The organism is Pedobacter jeongneungensis, from assembly GCF_039538295.1.
Lineage (GTDB): Bacteria > Bacteroidota > Bacteroidia > Sphingobacteriales > Sphingobacteriaceae > Pedobacter > Pedobacter jeongneungensis.
Genome location: NZ_BAABBY010000008.1, coordinates 326,849 through 343,975 on the forward strand (window position 1 = coordinate 326,849; position 17,127 = coordinate 343,975).

Below are 17,127 nucleotides of genomic sequence, written 5' to 3' on the forward strand. Positions count from 1 at the left end.
GAGATTTTTTTTAAATTTTATGCAGCAAATATGCAGATAAGCTTTAAACCTAATGTTGATGTATGGTAAGAAAATTTTTTGTTTAGGCTCCGTTAGCCAATAGCCGTTGACTTCAGTCAACGAGAATAAAATGCGAAATAGAATTAGAAAATGATTGGCTTGTGGTTCTTGGCAGTTGGCAGTCCCGCTTTCGCTTATAGTCCTCGCTACGCTGCGGGCTATTCCGCTCAATCGGGTTTATTAACAAGGGTTTTTGAAGCAATCGCAAAAATGAAAATAAATAACCGTTGACTGAAGTCAACGGGAATAATCGTAAAATAAACTAAGGCAAAAACCTCAAATCGCTCCGTACCGGGAAATGGTCGGATAATTTGGCCTGGGTAATTTTGTAGTTCAGCACCTCTAATTCTTTAGAAGTAGCAATATAATCGATCTGAAAATTGGGGAACTTGCCATTATAGGTTTTGCCAAAACCATTTCCCTTTTTAATAAAGCTGTTGTTCAATCCGGCCGTAATCTGCGTAACCACGTAAGAAGCCGGTGTATCATTAAAATCGCCTGCAATAAGGTAAGGCGTTTTACAGGCAGCCATTTCCTTTTTCATAATATCCACCTGACCGCTGCGTTTTAAAAAAGCACTTTTCAGCATGCTCAAAATCCGTCTGGATGGTTTTAATTCTGTATTCATTTCTTTTACCTTATCCAGGTATTCGTAATCCTGTTTTTCAAAAGAAATAGACTGGAAATGTACATTATAAATCCTTAATGTTTTTCCTTTAATGTTTAAATCGGTATAAATACTCATGTTACCCGGATAGCCGGTAACAAAAGGGATTTTACCTGAGTTTTTAATGGGGAATTTTGAAAATATGGCTAAACCAGTGGCTTCGTAATCGTTTTTATTGGTTGGAACGAAGTAATAATATTTAGTGTTCAGCAATACTTTTAAGCTATCAACAATATCAAAAGCCCCTTTATAACGGGTAAAAAACTCCTGAAAACAGATGATATCCGGATTTTGGTCTTTAACTACCTGAAGCATTTTTTCCTTCACCGATTCGGTATTGTCTTCGCCGTAAAGTTTAAAGCTATGTACATTATAGGTCATCATCCTGATGCTGTTTTCTGTTTTTTCTGCACCACCTTCATCGCCACCAATGGCAAAGGTTGCCTTTAACGTTTTGGCGCCAATGGCAATAACCAGAACGGTGGCAATGGCGAAAATCCATTTTTTACTTAAAAACCACCAGATCAGAAAAATAATATTACCAAATAAAACGAAGGGGTAGGCAAGGCCAAAAAAAGCTATCAGTGCATGTTTGCGCGGATCCATATTCCCGGCAAGCACCCCCAAAAGCAAGGCTATGGCCAGTGCAACAGCAATGGGCAGGAGGAGTTTATCCAGAAAACTGTACTTCTTCTTTTTTGTAGCCATTAATCTTTACTTGCCTTAAACAGTTTTTCTTTTTCTACAGCGCTTAGTTTATCATATCCCGAAGTAGATATTTTATCTAAAATGGCATCAATTTCCTGTTGCGAAACACCACCTTTAAACTCTGGCTTTTTAACCGGTTTTTCGTTACGTACTACCTTTAGTTTAGGTTTGCGCCCGAACATTTTACTCCAGTCGCTTCCGCTTTGCAGGCGTTTAATAAAAACAAAACCAAGCAGCGCACCACCAATATGGGCCAAACTTCCTCCTGCATTTACCGATCCGATGGCAAGAAAATCAAGAACGAAATACACAATGGCAATCCATTTAATTTTAACTTCCCCAAAAATGAACAGCATAATGGTGTAGTTAGGTACCAGCGTTGCCGCCGCAAAAATAATGGCCATTACCGCTGCAGAGGCACCAACAATGGTTACACCCGCTAATCCACCTGCATATACCGGGAATATATTTAATACTGCAACTGCAAATAACCCTCCGAATAAACCACCCGCCAGGTACACAAAATGGAATTGCCTGCTTTTTAAAAAATTCATAAATATGCTGCCGAACCAGAACAATCCGAGCATATTAAACAGGATGTGCAGAATCCCATCATGGATAAACATGTAGGTAAATACTGTGTAAAAACGTTCGGGTAATTTGGTGATGCTTGCCGGTAAGCCCACATATTCTCTAACCAGCGGACTAATCAAATCTCCCTTGCCGCTGAGCCAGCTAAATACCCCAACAATGGCGATGATCAGAAATAACAGCACATTAATGCCAATGTAAAAGAATATCGGGTTGCCAGATTGAAAAACCTTGTATTTTAAATCTTTGAAAGTATTATTCATAGAGTGTATAAAATGTATCGTTTTTATCTTTCCATAATTTAACAAGTATAAAGCCGATTAATGCACCACCCAAATGGGCATAATGTGCAACAGAATCGCCTTCAAACTGTGCTACACCCAGAGATAATTCTACCAGGATGTAAATGGGTATAATGTATTTTGCTTTTACCGGAATTGGGATAAACATGATTAATAATTCTGCATTTGGATACAGCATGCCAAAAGCAACCAGTAAACCGAAAATAGCCCCCGATGCACCTAGCATTCCGCCAAAATATATGCCGAATAACGTTTTAATTTTAGCTGGCGAAGCTTCGGTTGCATTGTATAAATCACTTAGGTTTAACTTATTCTGTGCTGTAAAAGTTCCTAATATCTGATGAACCTCGAAAGCTTGCACTGCCCATTGTAAAAACAGGGCACCCAAGCCCGTTACAAAATAAAATATTAAAAATTTCTTTGCCCCCCAGCGTGATTCCAGTAAACTTCCAAACGAATACAGCGCAAACATGTTGAAAAAGATGTGTGCTAAATTACCGTGCATAAACATGTAACTTATGGGCTGCCATATTTCGAACTTTGGCGAATCGAAATAGTAAACGGCCAGTATATCTTCCAGATGAAGGCTCGTTAACAGGTAAGTAGCCGCGAAAAATAAAATATTAATAATCAGCAGGTTTTTTACTACCGGTGGAATATGTATGTTGTTCATTTATTTTTAAAATCGGTTAATTGTTTAATTGTTTGAGCAGGTTAATTGTTTAAACTGGTTAATCGGTTAATTGTCTCCGAACTCCAAGCTCCGAACTCCAAACCTGGGCCTTCTGGACCTCCGTCTTCGGACTTTCGGACCTCCGACTTTAGACTAAAGACTCCTGACTTAGGACTCCAAACTTCTCAGTTCTTCTCAAACTTCTTATCCAGCTCTGCTAAAGTAATGGTTTGGATTACCGGTTTCCCACTCACGCTAAAGTTAGGGGTTTTGCAGGCAAAAAGCTCATCAATCAGCGTATTCATTTCTTCCTGACCAAGGCTTGTGCCGGCTTTAATGGCGCTGTTCTTTGCCAAACTCCGGGCCAGGCTATCGCGTTTGCTCAGTTTTAGCTCTTGCTGCGAGTTTTTAAACCCTTCAATCAATTGTTCAAATAACTGTGTTTCGTTAATGTTGCTGCTGCCCAGATCAACCGGAACGCCCTCTACTACCAACGTATTTTTTCCAAACTCACGTACATCAAAGCCCAAACTTTTTATATCATCCAGTAAACTTTTGGCCAGTTCAAAATCGTTGGCGTTAAGTGTAATGGTTTGTGGAAATAAACTTTGCTGCGATGCGCCTTTGCGGTCATCCAGATGTACGAGAAAACGCTCGTAAAGGATCCGCTCATGTGCCATTTGCTGGTCGATTACCATTAATCCCGATTTAATCTGCGAAACGATATACCTGTTGTGCAATTGCATGTACTGCTTTTGCTTAGTTTCTAAAACGGTTTCGTCCTCGTAAATCGAAGTTTGCTCAACAACAGGCTGTTCCGTGATATCGTAAAGTGAGCCCCAGTTTTTTGCACTCGGTTTTGCATCATAATTTCTGGGCGATGAAGCGTAGCCCGATACAGAACTCTTATCGCTGGTAAAAGGATTAAAATCAGGGTTGAAATTAATACTCGGTGGCACAATGTCTTCAACCGCTTTGTGCGTAATCATATTACTAAAGCCCGTTTCCTGATCAAAATCTAAAGTTGGCGCAATGTTGTAACGACCAATAGAGCGCTTTACTGCCGATTTCATGATCGCATAAATGGATTTCTCGTCCAGATATTTAATCTCGGTTTTGGTAGGGTGGACGTTTACATCAATTTTCGAAGGATCAATCTCGATAAATAGCACATAAAGCGGATAACTGTCATCTGGTAATAATTCTTCAAAAGCAGAACTTACCGCATGGTTTAAATAAGGATCTTTAATGAAACGGTTGTTTACAAAAAAGAACTGTTCGCCCCGGGTTTTCTTTGCAAAAGCAGGTTTGCCGATATAACCTTTAAGGTTGATGATAGTCGTTTCCTCCTCAACCGGAACCAGACGTTCGTTGTAATTATTGCCAAAAAGATGGACAATACGCTGTTTTAAATTGCCTTTGGGCAGGTTAAAAATTTCTACGCCATCGTGGTGCAGACTAAAAAACACACCCGGATGCGCCAATGCTACCCTTTGAAACTCGTCTAAAATGTGGCGCATTTCTACCGGATTGCTTTTCAGGAAATTCCTTCTGGCAGGCGTATTAAAAAACAGATTTTTAATCGAAATCTGTGTTCCCGCTGGCGTAGCAACAGGTTCCTGGTTGGTTATCTGTGCACCTTCGATAGAAATACAAGTGCCTATTTCATCTTCATGCCTGCGGGTTTTCATCTCTACCTGGGCAATTGCCGCGATAGAGGCCATAGCTTCTCCACGGAAACCCATCGTGCGGATGGCAAACAGATCTTCAGCCTTTTTTACTTTCGAGGTAGCATGGCGTTCGAAACACATCCTGGCATCCGTAACGCTCATTCCACAGCCATTATCAACAATCTGAATCAGTGCCTTACCGGCATCTTTTACCACCAGTTGGATTTTATCTGCGCCGGCATCTATCGAATTTTCGAGCAATTCTTTCACTGCAGAAGCAGGTCGTTGTACAACTTCTCCGGCAGCAATCTGATTGGCAACAGCATCAGGCAATAAGTGAATAATATCAGTCATGTATTAAGGCAAAGTGAATTCGCTAAATTATGCAAAATAAGCTTAAAGAACCCGATTTGTTTAAAACTCAACATGTAAATGACTGTAGGTAAATAGATTTAATTGCTTCTCTGTCATTCTGAACGAAGTGAAGAATCTTTTAGTGATAAAGGATTTCTTTTTACTTGATCCCTGATGGTAAATGGTGAAAAATGAATATATGCAGGGGAGATAAAGATTGTCATTAAAAGCAATGCCTTATTTTTTTTGGAAAGCAGGGTTCTGCGTTAATCGCTTCCGGTTAGTCCTGCTGTACACTGTATGCCGATAGAAAAAATCGGGATGCCGTTCCCATCAGGTTTATTTTACAAAAGCTTGTGATGCAGTACGCAGGAAAGAATCAGGCCCATAATGGAAACCAAAAATTCGTAGTCCAGTGGTCTGTGGGGACACAGACCACTGCTTATTCGCGTATTTTATTCTACTAAAGCTATATTCTCTGAGTTTCCGTGTCTCCGTGGCAAAAAAATACTGATCAATAGTTTTAACGAAACGCTAAGAAAAAAGAAAGTTGTCTGTGGGGATACAGACCACAGCTTATTCGCGTATTTTATTCTACTAAAGCTATATTCTCTGAGTTTCCGTGTCTCCGTGGCAAAAAAATACTGATCAATAGTTTTAACGAATGCTTAAAAAAAAGAAAGTGGTCTGTGGGGGGGTACAGACCACAGCTTATTCGCGTATTTTATTCTACTAAAGCTGTATTCTCTGTATTTTCTGTGTCTCCGTGGCAAAAAAATACTGATCAATAGTTTTAACGAAACGCTAAGAAAAAAGAAAGTACTCTGTGAGGATACAGAACACAGCTTATTCGCGTATTTTATTCTACTAAAGCTATATTCTCTGTATTTTCCGTGTCTCCGTGGCAAAAAACTGATCAATAGTTTTAACGAAACGCTAAGAAAAAGGAAAGTGGTCTGTGGAGACACAGAGCACGGCTTATTCACGTATTTTATTCTACTTAAGCTATATTCTCTGAGTTTCCGTGTCTCCGTGGCAAAAAATACTGATCAATAGTTAACGAAACGAAGAAAAAAGAAGTGGTCTGTGGGGACACAGACCACGGGGTAAGGGGTAAGATGTGCTGATCGGTTACAGATGCTTCGTGCCTCAGCATGACAATAGTCCTTTCTGTAAAGCTGAATTTACAAAACCAAATGCTTTCAATTTTCTATCTTTATCGGTATGAAATCCATCTTACCCTGCCTTTTTATGGCTTTGCTTTTCGCTTCCTGCTCCAAAAAAGAGGAAGTTGATGTAATTGTTTACAACGCCAAAGTTTATACTGTTAATAGCAATTTCGATACCGTTGAAGCTTTCGCCGTAAAGAATGGTAAAATCCTTTCGCTAGGTAAAAACGATGAGATTAAAGGAAAATATGCTTCTAAAGAAGAGATCGACGCTGAAGGTAAAGCCGTTTATCCGGGTTTTATTGATGCTCATGCCCATTTTTATGGCTACGGACAAAGCCTGCAAACGGCGGATTTAAGAGAAACAAAATCGTGGGATGAAGTGCTGGCCCGTTTAACTGCTTTTGCCAAAACCCATCCCGATGGCTGGCTGATTGGTAACGGCTGGGACCAAAACGATTGGGCAAATAAAGCTTTTCCTACCAATGAAAAACTTACCGCGCTTTTCCCCGGTCGTCCGGTATTTCTAAACCGCATCGACGGTGATGCTGCAATTGCCAACCAAAAAGCATTGGATGCTGCAGGCATTAAAGGCGAACAAAAACTGGTTGGTGGCGATATGTTAACGCAAAACGGGAAACTAACCGGGGTTTTAATCGATAATGCAGTTGCTCTGGTAGAACGTAAAATCCCTTCGCCAGACGCTAAACTAGCTGAGAAAATATTTACAGATGCGCAGAAAAACTGCTTTGCTGCTGGTTTAACTACCATTGATGATTGCGGTTTAAGTTATCTGGCGGTCGACTTTATCGAAAAACTCCAGAAAGAGAATAAACTCAAAATGAGGCTTTATGTAATGCTTTCTGATGAACCTGATAATTACAAATATTTATTTAGTCGCGGACCGATAAAAACCGACCGCTTAAATGTGAGGGCATTTAAGGTTTATGCCGATGGTGCTTTGGGCTCGCGTGGGGCCTGTTTAATCCATCCTTACAGCGATATGCCCAATAAAACCGGTTTTTTGTTGAGCAATCAGAAACATTTTGAAGAAGTGGCTCAAAAAATCGCAGCTAATCATTTCCAGATGTGTACCCATGCCATTGGCGATTCAGCCAACCGCGTCATCCTCAATATTTACAATAAAGTTTTAAAAGGTAAAAACGATCAGCGCTGGCGTATCGAACACGCACAGGTGGTTAACACAAAAGATTTCGGCCTGTTCGGCAAAGCCAGTATTATTCCTTCCGTACAGCCAACACATGCTACTTCTGATATGTATTGGGCCGGGCAGCGTTTAGGTGCCGAAAGGTTAAAAAGTGCTTATGCCTACAAACAATTGTTAAAGCAAAATGGTTGGATTCCTTTAGGTACCGATTTCCCGGTCGAAAACATTAATCCATTATTAACGTTTTATGCAGCAACAGTGAGAGAAGATGCAAAAGGCTTTCCGAAAGGAGGCTTTCAGATGGAAAATGCCCTAACACCCGAAGAAGCCCTGCGCGGCATGACCATTTGGGCCGCCAAAGCCAATTTCGAAGAAGAAGAAAAAGGAAGTTTAGAAAAAGGCAAACTGGCCGATTTTGTTATTCTCGACCACGATATTTTAAAATCAACACCACAGAATATATTAAAAACCAAAGTCTTAAAAACCTATCTGAACGGAGAAAAAGTATATGAAGCGAAATAAATTGTATATCCTGGCTGCGGCGAGTTTTTTTAATGTTTTATGCTTAATGGCCTGCGCGCAGGAGCATACCACAAACGAAAAGAAACTTTCCATTGCCAATGCCATATCAAATACAACAGTATTATTAAATAATCAGGATACCATTATTCCGCTAAAATCGCTTGAAAAGAAAAATATTGCTTCGGTGAGTTTAAGCTTTGCTTACAGTGCCGTGTTCGATAGTTTAGCCAATAAATATGATAAAATTACTTCATTTTCTGCCGATTCGTATAAAGACAGCCTGAATCTGAACAATCTGGAAGACGATCTTAAATATTTCAACACCATTTTAATCAGCATCGACGATCAGAATGTAAACAAGGAGAAATACATCAACTTTATCAACAGCATTAGCAAGAATAAAAAAGTAATTATCTCTTTCTTTGGTAACGGACCGGGTTTAAAATCATTCGATTTATTGCAATCGCCGATTATATGGACCGCCCAGAACAATGCCGATGCCGCTGCAATTGTGCCGCAATATATTTTTGGAGGTATTGCCGCCGCGAATAAATTAACCACAGCATTTTCTGCCCGTTATACCATGGGTTCGGGCTTTACAACAACAGCTACCCGCTTAAAATATACCGTGCCCGAAGATGCCGGAATCAACTCCAACAACTTAAAAGAAATTGATGCCATTGCTGCAGAAGCCATCAGCCAGAAAGCAACCCCTGGTCTTGTGGTGCTGGTAGCTAAAGATGGTAAAGTAATCTTTAATAAGGCTTATGGTACGCATACTTACGATACTAATGTGCCTGATAAAGTAACCGATATTTTCGATCTGGCCTCGGTAACCAAAGTAACCGCAACTACTCCGGCCGTAATGCGTTTAGTGGAAGAAGGAAAACTAAAACTCGATACAAACATTGGCGCTTATATCGCTAAAGCACGTACTACACCAATGAACAATATCCAGGTGCGCGAAGTAATGTTGCACCAGGCCGGTTTTATTCCTTACATCCCTTTTCATGATTATGTAAAAACCGGCGATTACAGCAGAGATTCGTCGGCAGCTTATCCTACCAAAGTAGCCGATAATTATTACATCAAAAAAGGCTTTTTTAAAGATTTTATGTGGCCTAAAATGCTCAATGCACCTATTAAAACACGGGGTAAATATGTGTACAGCGATATCAGCATGTATGTGATGAAAGATATTGTGGAGCACATTAGCGAAGAGCCGCTCAATCAATACACCTACGAAAACTTTTATAAACCATTGGGCATGCAAACTGCAGGTTTCCTGCCGCGTAACCGTTTTAAACCAGAGCAGATTATCCCGACAGAAGATGATAAATATTTCAGAAAAACCTTGCTGGTAGGCTATGTGCACGATCAGGGAGCAGCGCTGGCAGGTGGAGTTTCAGGGCATGCCGGCTTGTTTGCCAGTGCCAACGATCTTGCCATTATTTATCAGATGTTGTTAAACCGCGGTACTTATGGTGGGGTAGCGTATTTCAAAAATTCAACGGTTGATATGTTTACTTCAAAACAGTCGAATGTAAGCCGCAGGGGTTTGGGTTTCGATCGCTGGGATCCGGACAGTACCAAGCATTACCCATCAGAACTGGCTTCGCCACAAACTTATGGCCATACCGGTTATACCGGAACCTGTGTTTGGGTAGATCCATCACGTGGTTTGGTTTATGTGTTTCTGTCGAACCGCGTTAATCCTACCGTTACCGATAAACTTTCTAACCTGAAAATCAGGGGAAGAATTCAGGATGTGGTAAATAAGGCCATTGATGAGTCTAAGAAATAATAATGCAGCACTGTCAATTTAAATATTTTGCTTAATTTCAAGATAAACCTAATATCAATGCTATGAAATGGACTAGAACGTTAACAATTTTACTGCCTTTTTTGGCTATAGCTTCCGCCTCAAATGCACAGCAGATTAAAGATGGTGAAACTGTAAATATAGACGGAATTGCCGTAACTTATTCTGTTACAAATAAAGAAAAGCTGACCATAAAAGATCAGAATTTCGACCGCTATAAAGTTTTAGCCTCTGTTAAAAACAATACCGGTAAATCTTTTAACATTCGTTTGGCCAGCTCACTGGACCTTACCGGGATCAGTAATTCGAAAATTATAGAATTGGATTGTGTAAATGCCACAGGAGCAAGGTTAACCTCAAAAAAGGTTCAGGTGAGCATGAAAAGCCATCTGATTAATGTAACCTATCCTACAAAAGATAAGGATGGGAAAGCCATTACCGCCCTATTGCCGGTAACTGCCGGCTATTATTTCGATCAGGGTCAGGTAATCGAAAACGACGCCATTTTTATTGTGCCTGCTGGAGAAGTGCCTCAGGTTACCGTACGAAGTTTATTGAAGAATTAAAAATTTAGAGCGGTCAACCTTAATGACTAATTGCTTACTAAGGTTGACAACTCTTATCTATTCGCTTCTGGTATTAATACTCGTCTTCCAATAAACTCACACAATTTGCTACATTTTTCTTAAGTCTGTCATCAAGTGAAGCAATAGCAGCATTGTCTTTAAGGCTTCGGTACAAATTAGTGATAATCGTTTTGGTTTCTTCATCCGGATCGCAAGCCTGCGATTTTTCCAGATATGGCAATGCTTTAAGTGCAACTACTTTATACTGGGCGTAAAGTTCGCCTTGTAATTTTGAATCTTTTGCCTTTCCTGCTTCATTTATTTTGGCGCTTAGAGCATTACATTTTTTAACAAAAATAAAACCTAAGGCACGGTACGGAACATAATAGGCCGGCGTAATTTTTATGGCTTCTTCATATTGTGGGATGGCCTTTTCTGTTTGCCCGGTTTCTTCATAAAGCCTTCCTAAATGATAACTCACATTGCCCAGCTGGGTTTTTGTAAGTTCCGGAGATCTTTTAATCAGTTCTTCTGCCAACTGAATAACTTTTGGTTTCTCGGTATCGGTCATTCTGATTTGAGAATAATCCCAATAGAGATCTTTAATGCTCTTGCTTTGAGCGAAGCAGGTTTGCATCGTTGTTAAGGTAAACAAGAGGGTTAATAAGCGTTTATACATAGATTTTAATTTTTTTTCTAAGATAAATGAAATTAACTTTTAGTTCAACTTTGTAAAAATATATAGCAGTGCGGTTAAACCAAGGCGTTAAATAATGATGTTGATTTAATATTTACCATTAGTAAACTTGAGTAGCCCATATGTCCGGATCGCTTTAAATAATCAATTTTTATTTAAAAAATATTTGGCTTTTTCTTTCACGGAAGCAACCGGATGATTTAAGCATTTATTAAGAAAGTTGATGGATCGCTCATCTTTTTTATTTTTAAAATAATCCATCAGTTGATAAAGCTGTTTTTCATTGGGTGTTTTCATGATAATTTCACATATCTGATCAAAATATCTGTCATCATAAAATAAGCTGTTTCCAAAAAGGTCGATATAGTAATTGTCCGGAAGTTTTTCATCTTTAACAAGAACAAACCACTTCCTTAAAGAAATATCATTTTCGGAACTTAAAAGTGCATGTAACAATGCATCATCTGATTTCGGACTTCTAATTAAACTATCCAGGTATTGAATATCAATAAACGAAGTGCTGCTCGCAATTGCCTTTAAACAAATTTGATGAAGATCTTTATTTGCTAAATATGGCTTTACAACAGGAAACATTTCTTTAGCGTGTAAATGCGCTAAAACAGCAATCGCCCAGCCTTTCATAGCTGTGTCAGTTGTAATTACAGTTTCTTTAAGTACTTTTTCTTTTTGGGCACTATTTTCTGTTTTAGCTAAAGTCCTAATGGCAAGGCATTGAATAACACGGTCTTTACTGCTAATACTATCCATGCCAAACTTGTTTAAGCGCTGTTTATCCATTCTTAAAAAATCATCTATTAAGTAACTTGTACCATCATTATCTTTGTGGCGGATAATACATTTTATTATAGGTTCAAAATCCTTTGAATGCAAATAAGTTAAGATAGTAGCAAGCCAGAAATCTTTATAATCACTCCTTTTTAATAAAGCTGTTATTTTGTCCGTTTTAGAAGTATCATTGGCCGCACAGGCAAGAAAACATCCAAATGAATATTTTCGATTCAACGTATCAGCGAGTAATGCATCAATATTTTCTTTATAAACATTTGATTGCTTAAAGTTGCTTAATGGATAGTTGGCAGTTTCCATATTTTTCATACCGGCAGCCAATTGACTATTGGGATTAAACCAGAATAATATATGGTTGTACTTTTTATATAGGGAATCAACTTTTTTATCAGGAAAATGCTGCTGGGCTATTTCTTTAAATTCTATTTCAAAATCAGAAACACTTTGTGCGCTGGATTTAGTGTAGGGCAAAACGATTAACAATAACAAAAATAAGTATTTCATAGCGGGTTAAATGTTTACTCAAAACTATATTGAATTACTTTCTTAGCTTTTGACTTTTATCAAAAAAGAGATTAGTTTATCTAACTATTATCCAACGTACGCCTCGAATACAGGAGTAAAGCAATCCAGATTACCAGATAAGGAACAAGCAGAATAATCATTAACGGAAAATAAATAAGGCTGAATATTAAAAATGTGGATGGAATATAAATAGCACCGATTTTATTAAGCCTGGTAAACACCAGAACAGGAGCCAGGTATAAAAGTATATTACTGATGAATACAAAAAAGTCAAATACTGAAAAATGAACAGAAGACATTAAGAAATAGGTCCTGTTCGCTAAATAATCTCGAAATATGCCATTTACATACATCCAGCCTTTATCTCCGCCATTTAAAGGAATACCGATGTAGGTGGTTAGAATAAGCAATAAAACCAGAAGAAATTGAACAGTGTGCCTGTAATTGAAAGTGAAAATCATTGCCCTAAATTTAGTTGAGTAAAGCTATTAATACTTAACGGATTAGGTTTTGATAAAAGTCAAAAAATAGCTGATGAACAGTCATCAGCTATTAAGATAGATTATGAAATTCAATGAATTTAATATTTTTCAGGTAATCCCTCTTTTTTTCTATTCTCTAAAATTTGTTCTTCAGAAATATAGGGAAGTGTAAATCTTTTATAGTGCATAACCCATTCATGCCATTCCCAAAATCGCCAGGGTTTTAGTGTGAAGGTTCTATATAGTTGTTTGTCCTTAATATTTGGATCGCTTTTAATTCTTTTATCAAAGCTTTCAGCGTAGGTGTCAAAATTTGTTCCTTTCTTTAAATTTTCTTGATATTGAATTACTCCATTATAGGATGAATAGGTATAATCTTCGGTAATGATCTTACAAAACCATGATATTGGTGGAATATTAATCAGTATCAAAATACAAAGGCAAATTATTAGTATCTTTTTCAAATTCTTGGATAATTATCTAATGTTTTTTCTCGTATGTTATTTGTTTATACTATAATTTGAATCAGCTGTCGAGGAATTAAGATCATCCAATGGCTTAAAAATCTTTATTGTTAATATCGCAGAACTTATTACAAACACTAACAACGGAAATATAAACCAAGGTTCAATTCTATTGTAGTGACGAAGAATGCCCGACATGTAGGCTCCAGTACTGCATAAAATTATAAAAGAAACTAGGATTGGATAGCGATCTTTATATTTCCTTGATAATAATATGATCAAGATAGAAACAATTGTTGAGAGGCCAACTAGGCCTAATGACCAAGAAATATCTACATTTTTATTGTGGGTGTATGTGAGTAAATCACCTACAAACTGAAACGTACAAAGCCCAATCCCAGCAAAAATTGGAATCCCGTGTTCTCCTAATCCATTGATGAGCAGAAAGGAAATGATCGATAAAGTTTTTAAGTATTTCATAGTATTAAATTAATCACAACTCCTTTGCGTTTTTGGGGCCTTACCATTCGTAATTGTTCCAAATGGTTTAATTAAATCATATATATTATCTGGAGTGCAAACCCCCGTCATATCAGTTACTCCCATTATTCTTAGTACTTCTAGCGCAAAGTTAGCACAGTTATTATTGGTTAAAGTATAATTACTTGATGAGAATTTGATGGCAGTATCAATAATTTTCTCTAGTTTTTCAGCTGAGATATCCCCATAATTGGTAGCTGCATTATATGCATGCTGACCATTGTCTCCCATTACTCCAGGTCCTGAAAGAGTACTAGGGAACGTTTCTTTAGGGTAAAATCCGAACACCATAGTATTAGATCCCTGTTTAATGGATATAAAAGCATGCCCAGGAAATGAATTTGCTATCTTCTCTGCGTAAACAGTGAGACTTGCAGACTTACTTTTATCAAAGCAACTTAAAAATTTTTTCATGTCGGTTATTGGAGATTCGGGAGGAGGGGGCATTGACATAACTCCCGAATTAGCTTCTCCACCATCACCGCCACCCCCACTGCCACCGCTCTCCCCAGGATCAGCCGGTGGATCTGGAAACCAAACATCTTCACATATAGTTTCTTCACTCGAATCTATAAGAGAATAAGTAACGCCGCACATACTCGGCGGCCATTGGCAGGTTTCGCTGGAAACAATCTGTATTCCACTGCAATACCCAGGGCTGTCAGAAGCAAATAGGCAACTCCTCAATTCAGTGTGGCACTGAGTTTCTATATAAGAGGTGGCATCTGGACGTTTAATTGTCTGCCTATTTACTGCCAGTAACCTTCTTTTACTATAAGACTGGCTAACAGTTCCATTTACATAATCTAACAGAAAACTTTTTCCATTTGACAGGTTTTTCAATAGGAGGTTCCCTGTAAAGTTTTCAACCGAGAATGTCTTTGAGTTTTGAGCCTTGTCTGCTACATTTACAGGATGGTAATAAAAAGCTTTAAAGAATTCTTTTTCATTTTTTACCATCAGATAAGTGGCCATGCCAACTTCTTTTGCCTCCAGTAATTTGCCATCTTGTTTAAGATAGGCCTTTAAGCGGTAAAAAATATAGGATACACTGTCGTTTACCACCTGTGTACTGGGGTGTTCCCAGTCTGGTTTCCATACAATGGATTGTTTGACATTGGGAATTAATTTTTGATCTAGTTTATTAGCATAGAATTTTTCCTTTATTGCCGCGAGTCTGGAAGAAAAATCAGGTGAATCTTTCGAAAGTACCTTTTTCGTAATGACTTCATGATCTTGTTGAAGAAAATTATTCTTCTTACAAGACCAGAATGCTATTAAAGCAAAAACAAATAAAAATGGGATAGTAAATTTGGGATGAAAGCTGAATTTAGTTTTTAATATCATAGACTTTCGTTTTTTAGTTTAACCAAATCTACATCTACCTGATCTCCAAACTTTTGATAAATATCAAAAAAGACAATTACTTTCTGATTCTACTCAACGTTTCCTGCGAGATACCTAAATATGATGCGATATGCCCCAAAGAAACCCTTTGAAAAAGCTGCGGACTCCTTTTAAGCAATTGCCCGTAGCGCTCTTTTGCGCTTAACATCCGCAAGTCGTTGGCCTGTATTTCGTTCCGGATGTAATAATATTCCGTGAGTTTTCTGCCGATAAAATTAAACTCCATAAACTGCAGGTACATTTCGTCAAGTTTTTCGCGCTTTACAGCAATCAATACCGAATCTTCGAGCGTTTCTATATATTCAAAACTGGGCTGAGCGGTGAAAAAGCCATACACCGAAATGAGCAGTTCATTTTCGAATAGAAACCAGGTGTTGGTCTGTTTGCCGTCTTTATTGAGGTAATATACCCTGGCTGCCCCCGATACAATAAAATAGATGGTATTGCTGCTTTCGCCGGCATTTAACAGTATGGTTTTTCTTTTAACATTAACCAGATGGCTATTGTTAACAATAGCAGCTTTAAGTTCATCGCTAAGCAGATGAATGACATTAAAAACTGCAAATAAATTTTGGTAAGCTTCCGGATAATCCTCTTTTAGCATAATTCTTTTTTTAACAGGATGCTATAATTAAATGGGGATTAATTCAAATATAATATTTATTCGTTAGTTGTACAGATTAGCTTTTAATTAATATAGTTTTTGATTAGTAATTATAAAGGGCAGTAAAACGCTAACAAAAAAAAGCACCGGTTTCTGGCCGATGCTTAATTTCTTATTTAGGGTTGGATGGAGGCTCCAAACTGACAACTCCAGGCTCCCAAACTACTTTTTCAATCCAATTTCTCTTAATCTTTCATCCAGGTATTCTCCAGCGGTCATATCACTATAAGCTTTTGGATGTTCCGCATCTATGGTTGATGGTAAGCTGGTTAAATCCATGTCACTGCGTGGGTGCAGGAAAAATGGTACTGAGAAACGCGAAGTTTTCATCAGTTCGCGCGGAGGGTTCACCACACGGTGGGTGGTCGATTTTAATTTGTTATTGGTTAAACGTTGCAGCATATCGCCAACATTTACCACGATATCCGTATGGTGCGCTTTAATCGGTAACCACTCATTGCTGCGGGTTAATACTTCCAGTCCATCTGCACTGGCGCCGATTAATAAGGTAATCAGGTTAATATCTTCATGGGCTCCCGCACGTACAGCATCATCAGGAATAATTTCAGGATTTTCGATCGGGAAGTAGTGAATGCCCCTTAAAATCGAATTTCCATTATGCACATGTTTGTCGAAATAGTTGATTGGCAACTCTAAATAGGTAGCAATGGCACGTAATAAATGCGTTCCGTTTTCTTCCAGTTTTTTATAGATATCGCCTGTTACTTTGTTAAATTCAGGAAGTTCTTCTAAAATCTCATTGTCAGGATATTCATTTTTAACCGGATCTCCATCAGTCACTTCCTGACCAATTTGCCAGAATTCTTTTAAATCTGGCGTTTTAGCACCCTTGGCTGTTTCCTTACCTGCGCTGGTGTAACCACGTTGACCAGCCAATTCTGGTTTTTCGTATTTTCTTTTCGTTTCAACAGGCAAAGAAAAAGCTGCTTTAATATTTTCATAAAGCTTATCGATTAATTCCTGGCTTAAACCATGGTTGGTAATGGTAACAAAACCCGAATCGTTAAAAGCCCTGCCCAATTCATCAGAAAACTTTTTACGTTCTTCTTCAGAACCATTGATGTAGGAACCTAAATCTAAACAAGGAATATACGGTGTAGACATAATTTTAAATTTTAATGTTATACGAATTTAAAAAAGAATTGTTAATAAGTGCATTTAGCTGGTAAAATAGCTATTTAAAATTTTGTTAATCAGTGATTTAAGTTATTAACATTAATATCGAAATCAACAAATTGTTACGATTGT

The 17,127-nt window shown here is 38.1% G+C and carries 15 protein-coding genes; 3 read left to right on the forward strand and 12 right to left on the reverse strand.

Features of this window, described 5'->3' with window-relative positions; genetic code table 11:
- Positions 1 to 322: 322 nt before the first annotated feature.
- From ABD769_RS17490 to mutL, 4 genes are all read right to left on the reverse strand, one after another.
- Entirely contained in the window at positions 323 to 1,435 is a 1,113-nt protein-coding gene (locus ABD769_RS17490; RefSeq protein WP_344852676.1) for an endonuclease/exonuclease/phosphatase family protein, read from the reverse strand.
- Complete coding sequence (locus ABD769_RS17495; RefSeq protein WP_344852677.1) at positions 1,435 to 2,289, reverse strand: rhomboid family intramembrane serine protease; 855 nt, start codon at positions 2,287 to 2,289, stop codon at positions 1,435 to 1,437. The genes ABD769_RS17490 and ABD769_RS17495 overlap by 1 nt, the downstream gene beginning before the upstream one ends.
- Complete coding sequence (locus ABD769_RS17500) at positions 2,282 to 3,001, reverse strand: rhomboid family intramembrane serine protease (RefSeq protein WP_344852678.1); 720 nt, start codon at positions 2,999 to 3,001, stop codon at positions 2,282 to 2,284. The genes ABD769_RS17495 and ABD769_RS17500 overlap by 8 nt, the downstream gene beginning before the upstream one ends.
- A gap of 185 nt (positions 3,002 to 3,186) precedes the next feature.
- Complete coding sequence (gene mutL / locus ABD769_RS17505; RefSeq protein WP_344852679.1) at positions 3,187 to 5,025, reverse strand: DNA mismatch repair endonuclease MutL; 1,839 nt, start codon at positions 5,023 to 5,025, stop codon at positions 3,187 to 3,189.
- A 1,224-nt stretch (positions 5,026 to 6,249) separates the two neighbouring features.
- Here mutL and ABD769_RS17510 point away from each other — a divergent pair.
- The 3 genes from ABD769_RS17510 to ABD769_RS17520 all read left to right on the forward strand — a co-directional run bounded on the left by ABD769_RS17510 (position 6,250) and on the right by ABD769_RS17520 (position 10,272).
- A complete protein-coding gene (locus ABD769_RS17510) occupies positions 6,250 to 7,884 on the forward strand; it encodes an amidohydrolase (protein WP_344852680.1) in 1,635 nt (544 codons plus the stop codon).
- The gene (locus ABD769_RS17515) at positions 7,871 to 9,688 is read left to right on the forward strand and encodes a serine hydrolase domain-containing protein (protein ID WP_344852681.1); all 1,818 of its coding nucleotides are present in this window, start codon (positions 7,871 to 7,873) and stop codon (positions 9,686 to 9,688) included. The genes ABD769_RS17510 and ABD769_RS17515 overlap by 14 nt, the downstream gene beginning before the upstream one ends.
- A 62-nt stretch (positions 9,689 to 9,750) precedes the next feature.
- Positions 9,751 to 10,272, forward strand: a complete 522-nt coding sequence (locus ABD769_RS17520) for a hypothetical protein (protein WP_344852682.1) — start codon at positions 9,751 to 9,753, stop codon at positions 10,270 to 10,272.
- 73 nt (positions 10,273 to 10,345) lie between these two features.
- Here the strand turns inward: ABD769_RS17520 and ABD769_RS17525 are convergent, their stop codons facing one another.
- The 8 genes from ABD769_RS17525 to ABD769_RS17560 all read right to left on the reverse strand — a co-directional run bounded on the left by ABD769_RS17525 (position 10,346) and on the right by ABD769_RS17560 (position 16,983).
- Positions 10,346 to 10,951 (reverse strand): tetratricopeptide repeat protein, encoded by a 606-nt coding sequence (locus ABD769_RS17525; RefSeq protein ID WP_344852683.1) that lies wholly within the window; start codon positions 10,949 to 10,951, stop codon positions 10,346 to 10,348.
- Positions 10,952 to 11,113: 162 nt separating this feature from the next.
- Positions 11,114 to 12,280 carry a hypothetical protein gene (locus ABD769_RS17530; protein WP_344852684.1) on the reverse strand — a complete coding sequence of 389 codons (1,167 nt, stop codon included), beginning with the start codon at positions 12,278 to 12,280 and terminating at the stop codon, positions 11,114 to 11,116.
- An 80-nt stretch (positions 12,281 to 12,360) separates the two neighbouring features.
- Positions 12,361 to 12,762 (reverse strand): hypothetical protein, encoded by a 402-nt coding sequence (locus ABD769_RS17535; RefSeq protein ID WP_344852685.1) that lies wholly within the window; start codon positions 12,760 to 12,762, stop codon positions 12,361 to 12,363.
- 119 nt (positions 12,763 to 12,881) lie between these two features.
- Positions 12,882 to 13,247 carry a hypothetical protein gene (locus tag ABD769_RS17540; RefSeq protein WP_344852687.1) on the reverse strand — a complete coding sequence of 122 codons (366 nt, stop codon included), beginning with the start codon at positions 13,245 to 13,247 and terminating at the stop codon, positions 12,882 to 12,884.
- Between the two features lie 36 nt (positions 13,248 to 13,283).
- Positions 13,284 to 13,727 (reverse strand): hypothetical protein, encoded by a 444-nt coding sequence (locus ABD769_RS17545; RefSeq protein WP_344852688.1) that lies wholly within the window; start codon positions 13,725 to 13,727, stop codon positions 13,284 to 13,286.
- A 9-nt stretch (positions 13,728 to 13,736) separates the two neighbouring features.
- Complete coding sequence (locus ABD769_RS17550) at positions 13,737 to 15,134, reverse strand: hypothetical protein (protein WP_344852689.1); 1,398 nt, start codon at positions 15,132 to 15,134, stop codon at positions 13,737 to 13,739.
- 76 nt (positions 15,135 to 15,210) lie between these two features.
- Entirely contained in the window at positions 15,211 to 15,798 is a 588-nt protein-coding gene (locus tag ABD769_RS17555; RefSeq protein WP_344852690.1) for a Crp/Fnr family transcriptional regulator, read from the reverse strand.
- A 222-nt stretch (positions 15,799 to 16,020) separates the two neighbouring features.
- Positions 16,021 to 16,983: an isopenicillin N synthase family dioxygenase gene (locus ABD769_RS17560; RefSeq protein ID WP_344852691.1), complete on the reverse strand. Its 963-nt coding sequence runs from the start codon at positions 16,981 to 16,983 to the stop codon at positions 16,021 to 16,023.
- Positions 16,984 to 17,127: the final 144 nt, after the last annotated feature.

Coding starts and splice junctions, on each gene's coding strand:
- ABD769_RS17490 (WP_344852676.1), bottom strand. CDS start 1,435: ATGGCTACAAAAAAGAAGAAGTACAGTTTTCTGGATAAACTCCTCCTG.
- ABD769_RS17495 (WP_344852677.1), bottom strand. CDS start 2,289: ATGAATAATACTTTCAAAGATTTAAAATACAAGGTTTTTCAATCTGGC.
- ABD769_RS17500 (WP_344852678.1), bottom strand. CDS start 3,001: ATGAACAACATACATATTCCACCGGTAGTAAAAAACCTGCTGATTATT.
- mutL (WP_344852679.1), bottom strand. CDS start 5,025: ATGACTGATATTATTCACTTATTGCCTGATGCTGTTGCCAATCAGATT.
- ABD769_RS17510 (WP_344852680.1), top strand. CDS start 6,250: ATGAAATCCATCTTACCCTGCCTTTTTATGGCTTTGCTTTTCGCTTCC.
- ABD769_RS17515 (WP_344852681.1), top strand. CDS start 7,871: ATGAAGCGAAATAAATTGTATATCCTGGCTGCGGCGAGTTTTTTTAAT.
- ABD769_RS17520 (WP_344852682.1), top strand. CDS start 9,751: ATGAAATGGACTAGAACGTTAACAATTTTACTGCCTTTTTTGGCTATA.
- ABD769_RS17525 (WP_344852683.1), bottom strand. CDS start 10,951: ATGTATAAACGCTTATTAACCCTCTTGTTTACCTTAACAACGATGCAA.
- ABD769_RS17530 (WP_344852684.1), bottom strand. CDS start 12,280: ATGAAATACTTATTTTTGTTATTGTTAATCGTTTTGCCCTACACTAAA.
- ABD769_RS17535 (WP_344852685.1), bottom strand. CDS start 12,762: ATGATTTTCACTTTCAATTACAGGCACACTGTTCAATTTCTTCTGGTT.
- ABD769_RS17545 (WP_344852688.1), bottom strand. CDS start 13,727: ATGAAATACTTAAAAACTTTATCGATCATTTCCTTTCTGCTCATCAAT.
- ABD769_RS17550 (WP_344852689.1), bottom strand. CDS start 15,134: ATGATATTAAAAACTAAATTCAGCTTTCATCCCAAATTTACTATCCCA.
- ABD769_RS17555 (WP_344852690.1), bottom strand. CDS start 15,798: ATGCTAAAAGAGGATTATCCGGAAGCTTACCAAAATTTATTTGCAGTT.
- ABD769_RS17560 (WP_344852691.1), bottom strand. CDS start 16,983: ATGTCTACACCGTATATTCCTTGTTTAGATTTAGGTTCCTACATCAAT.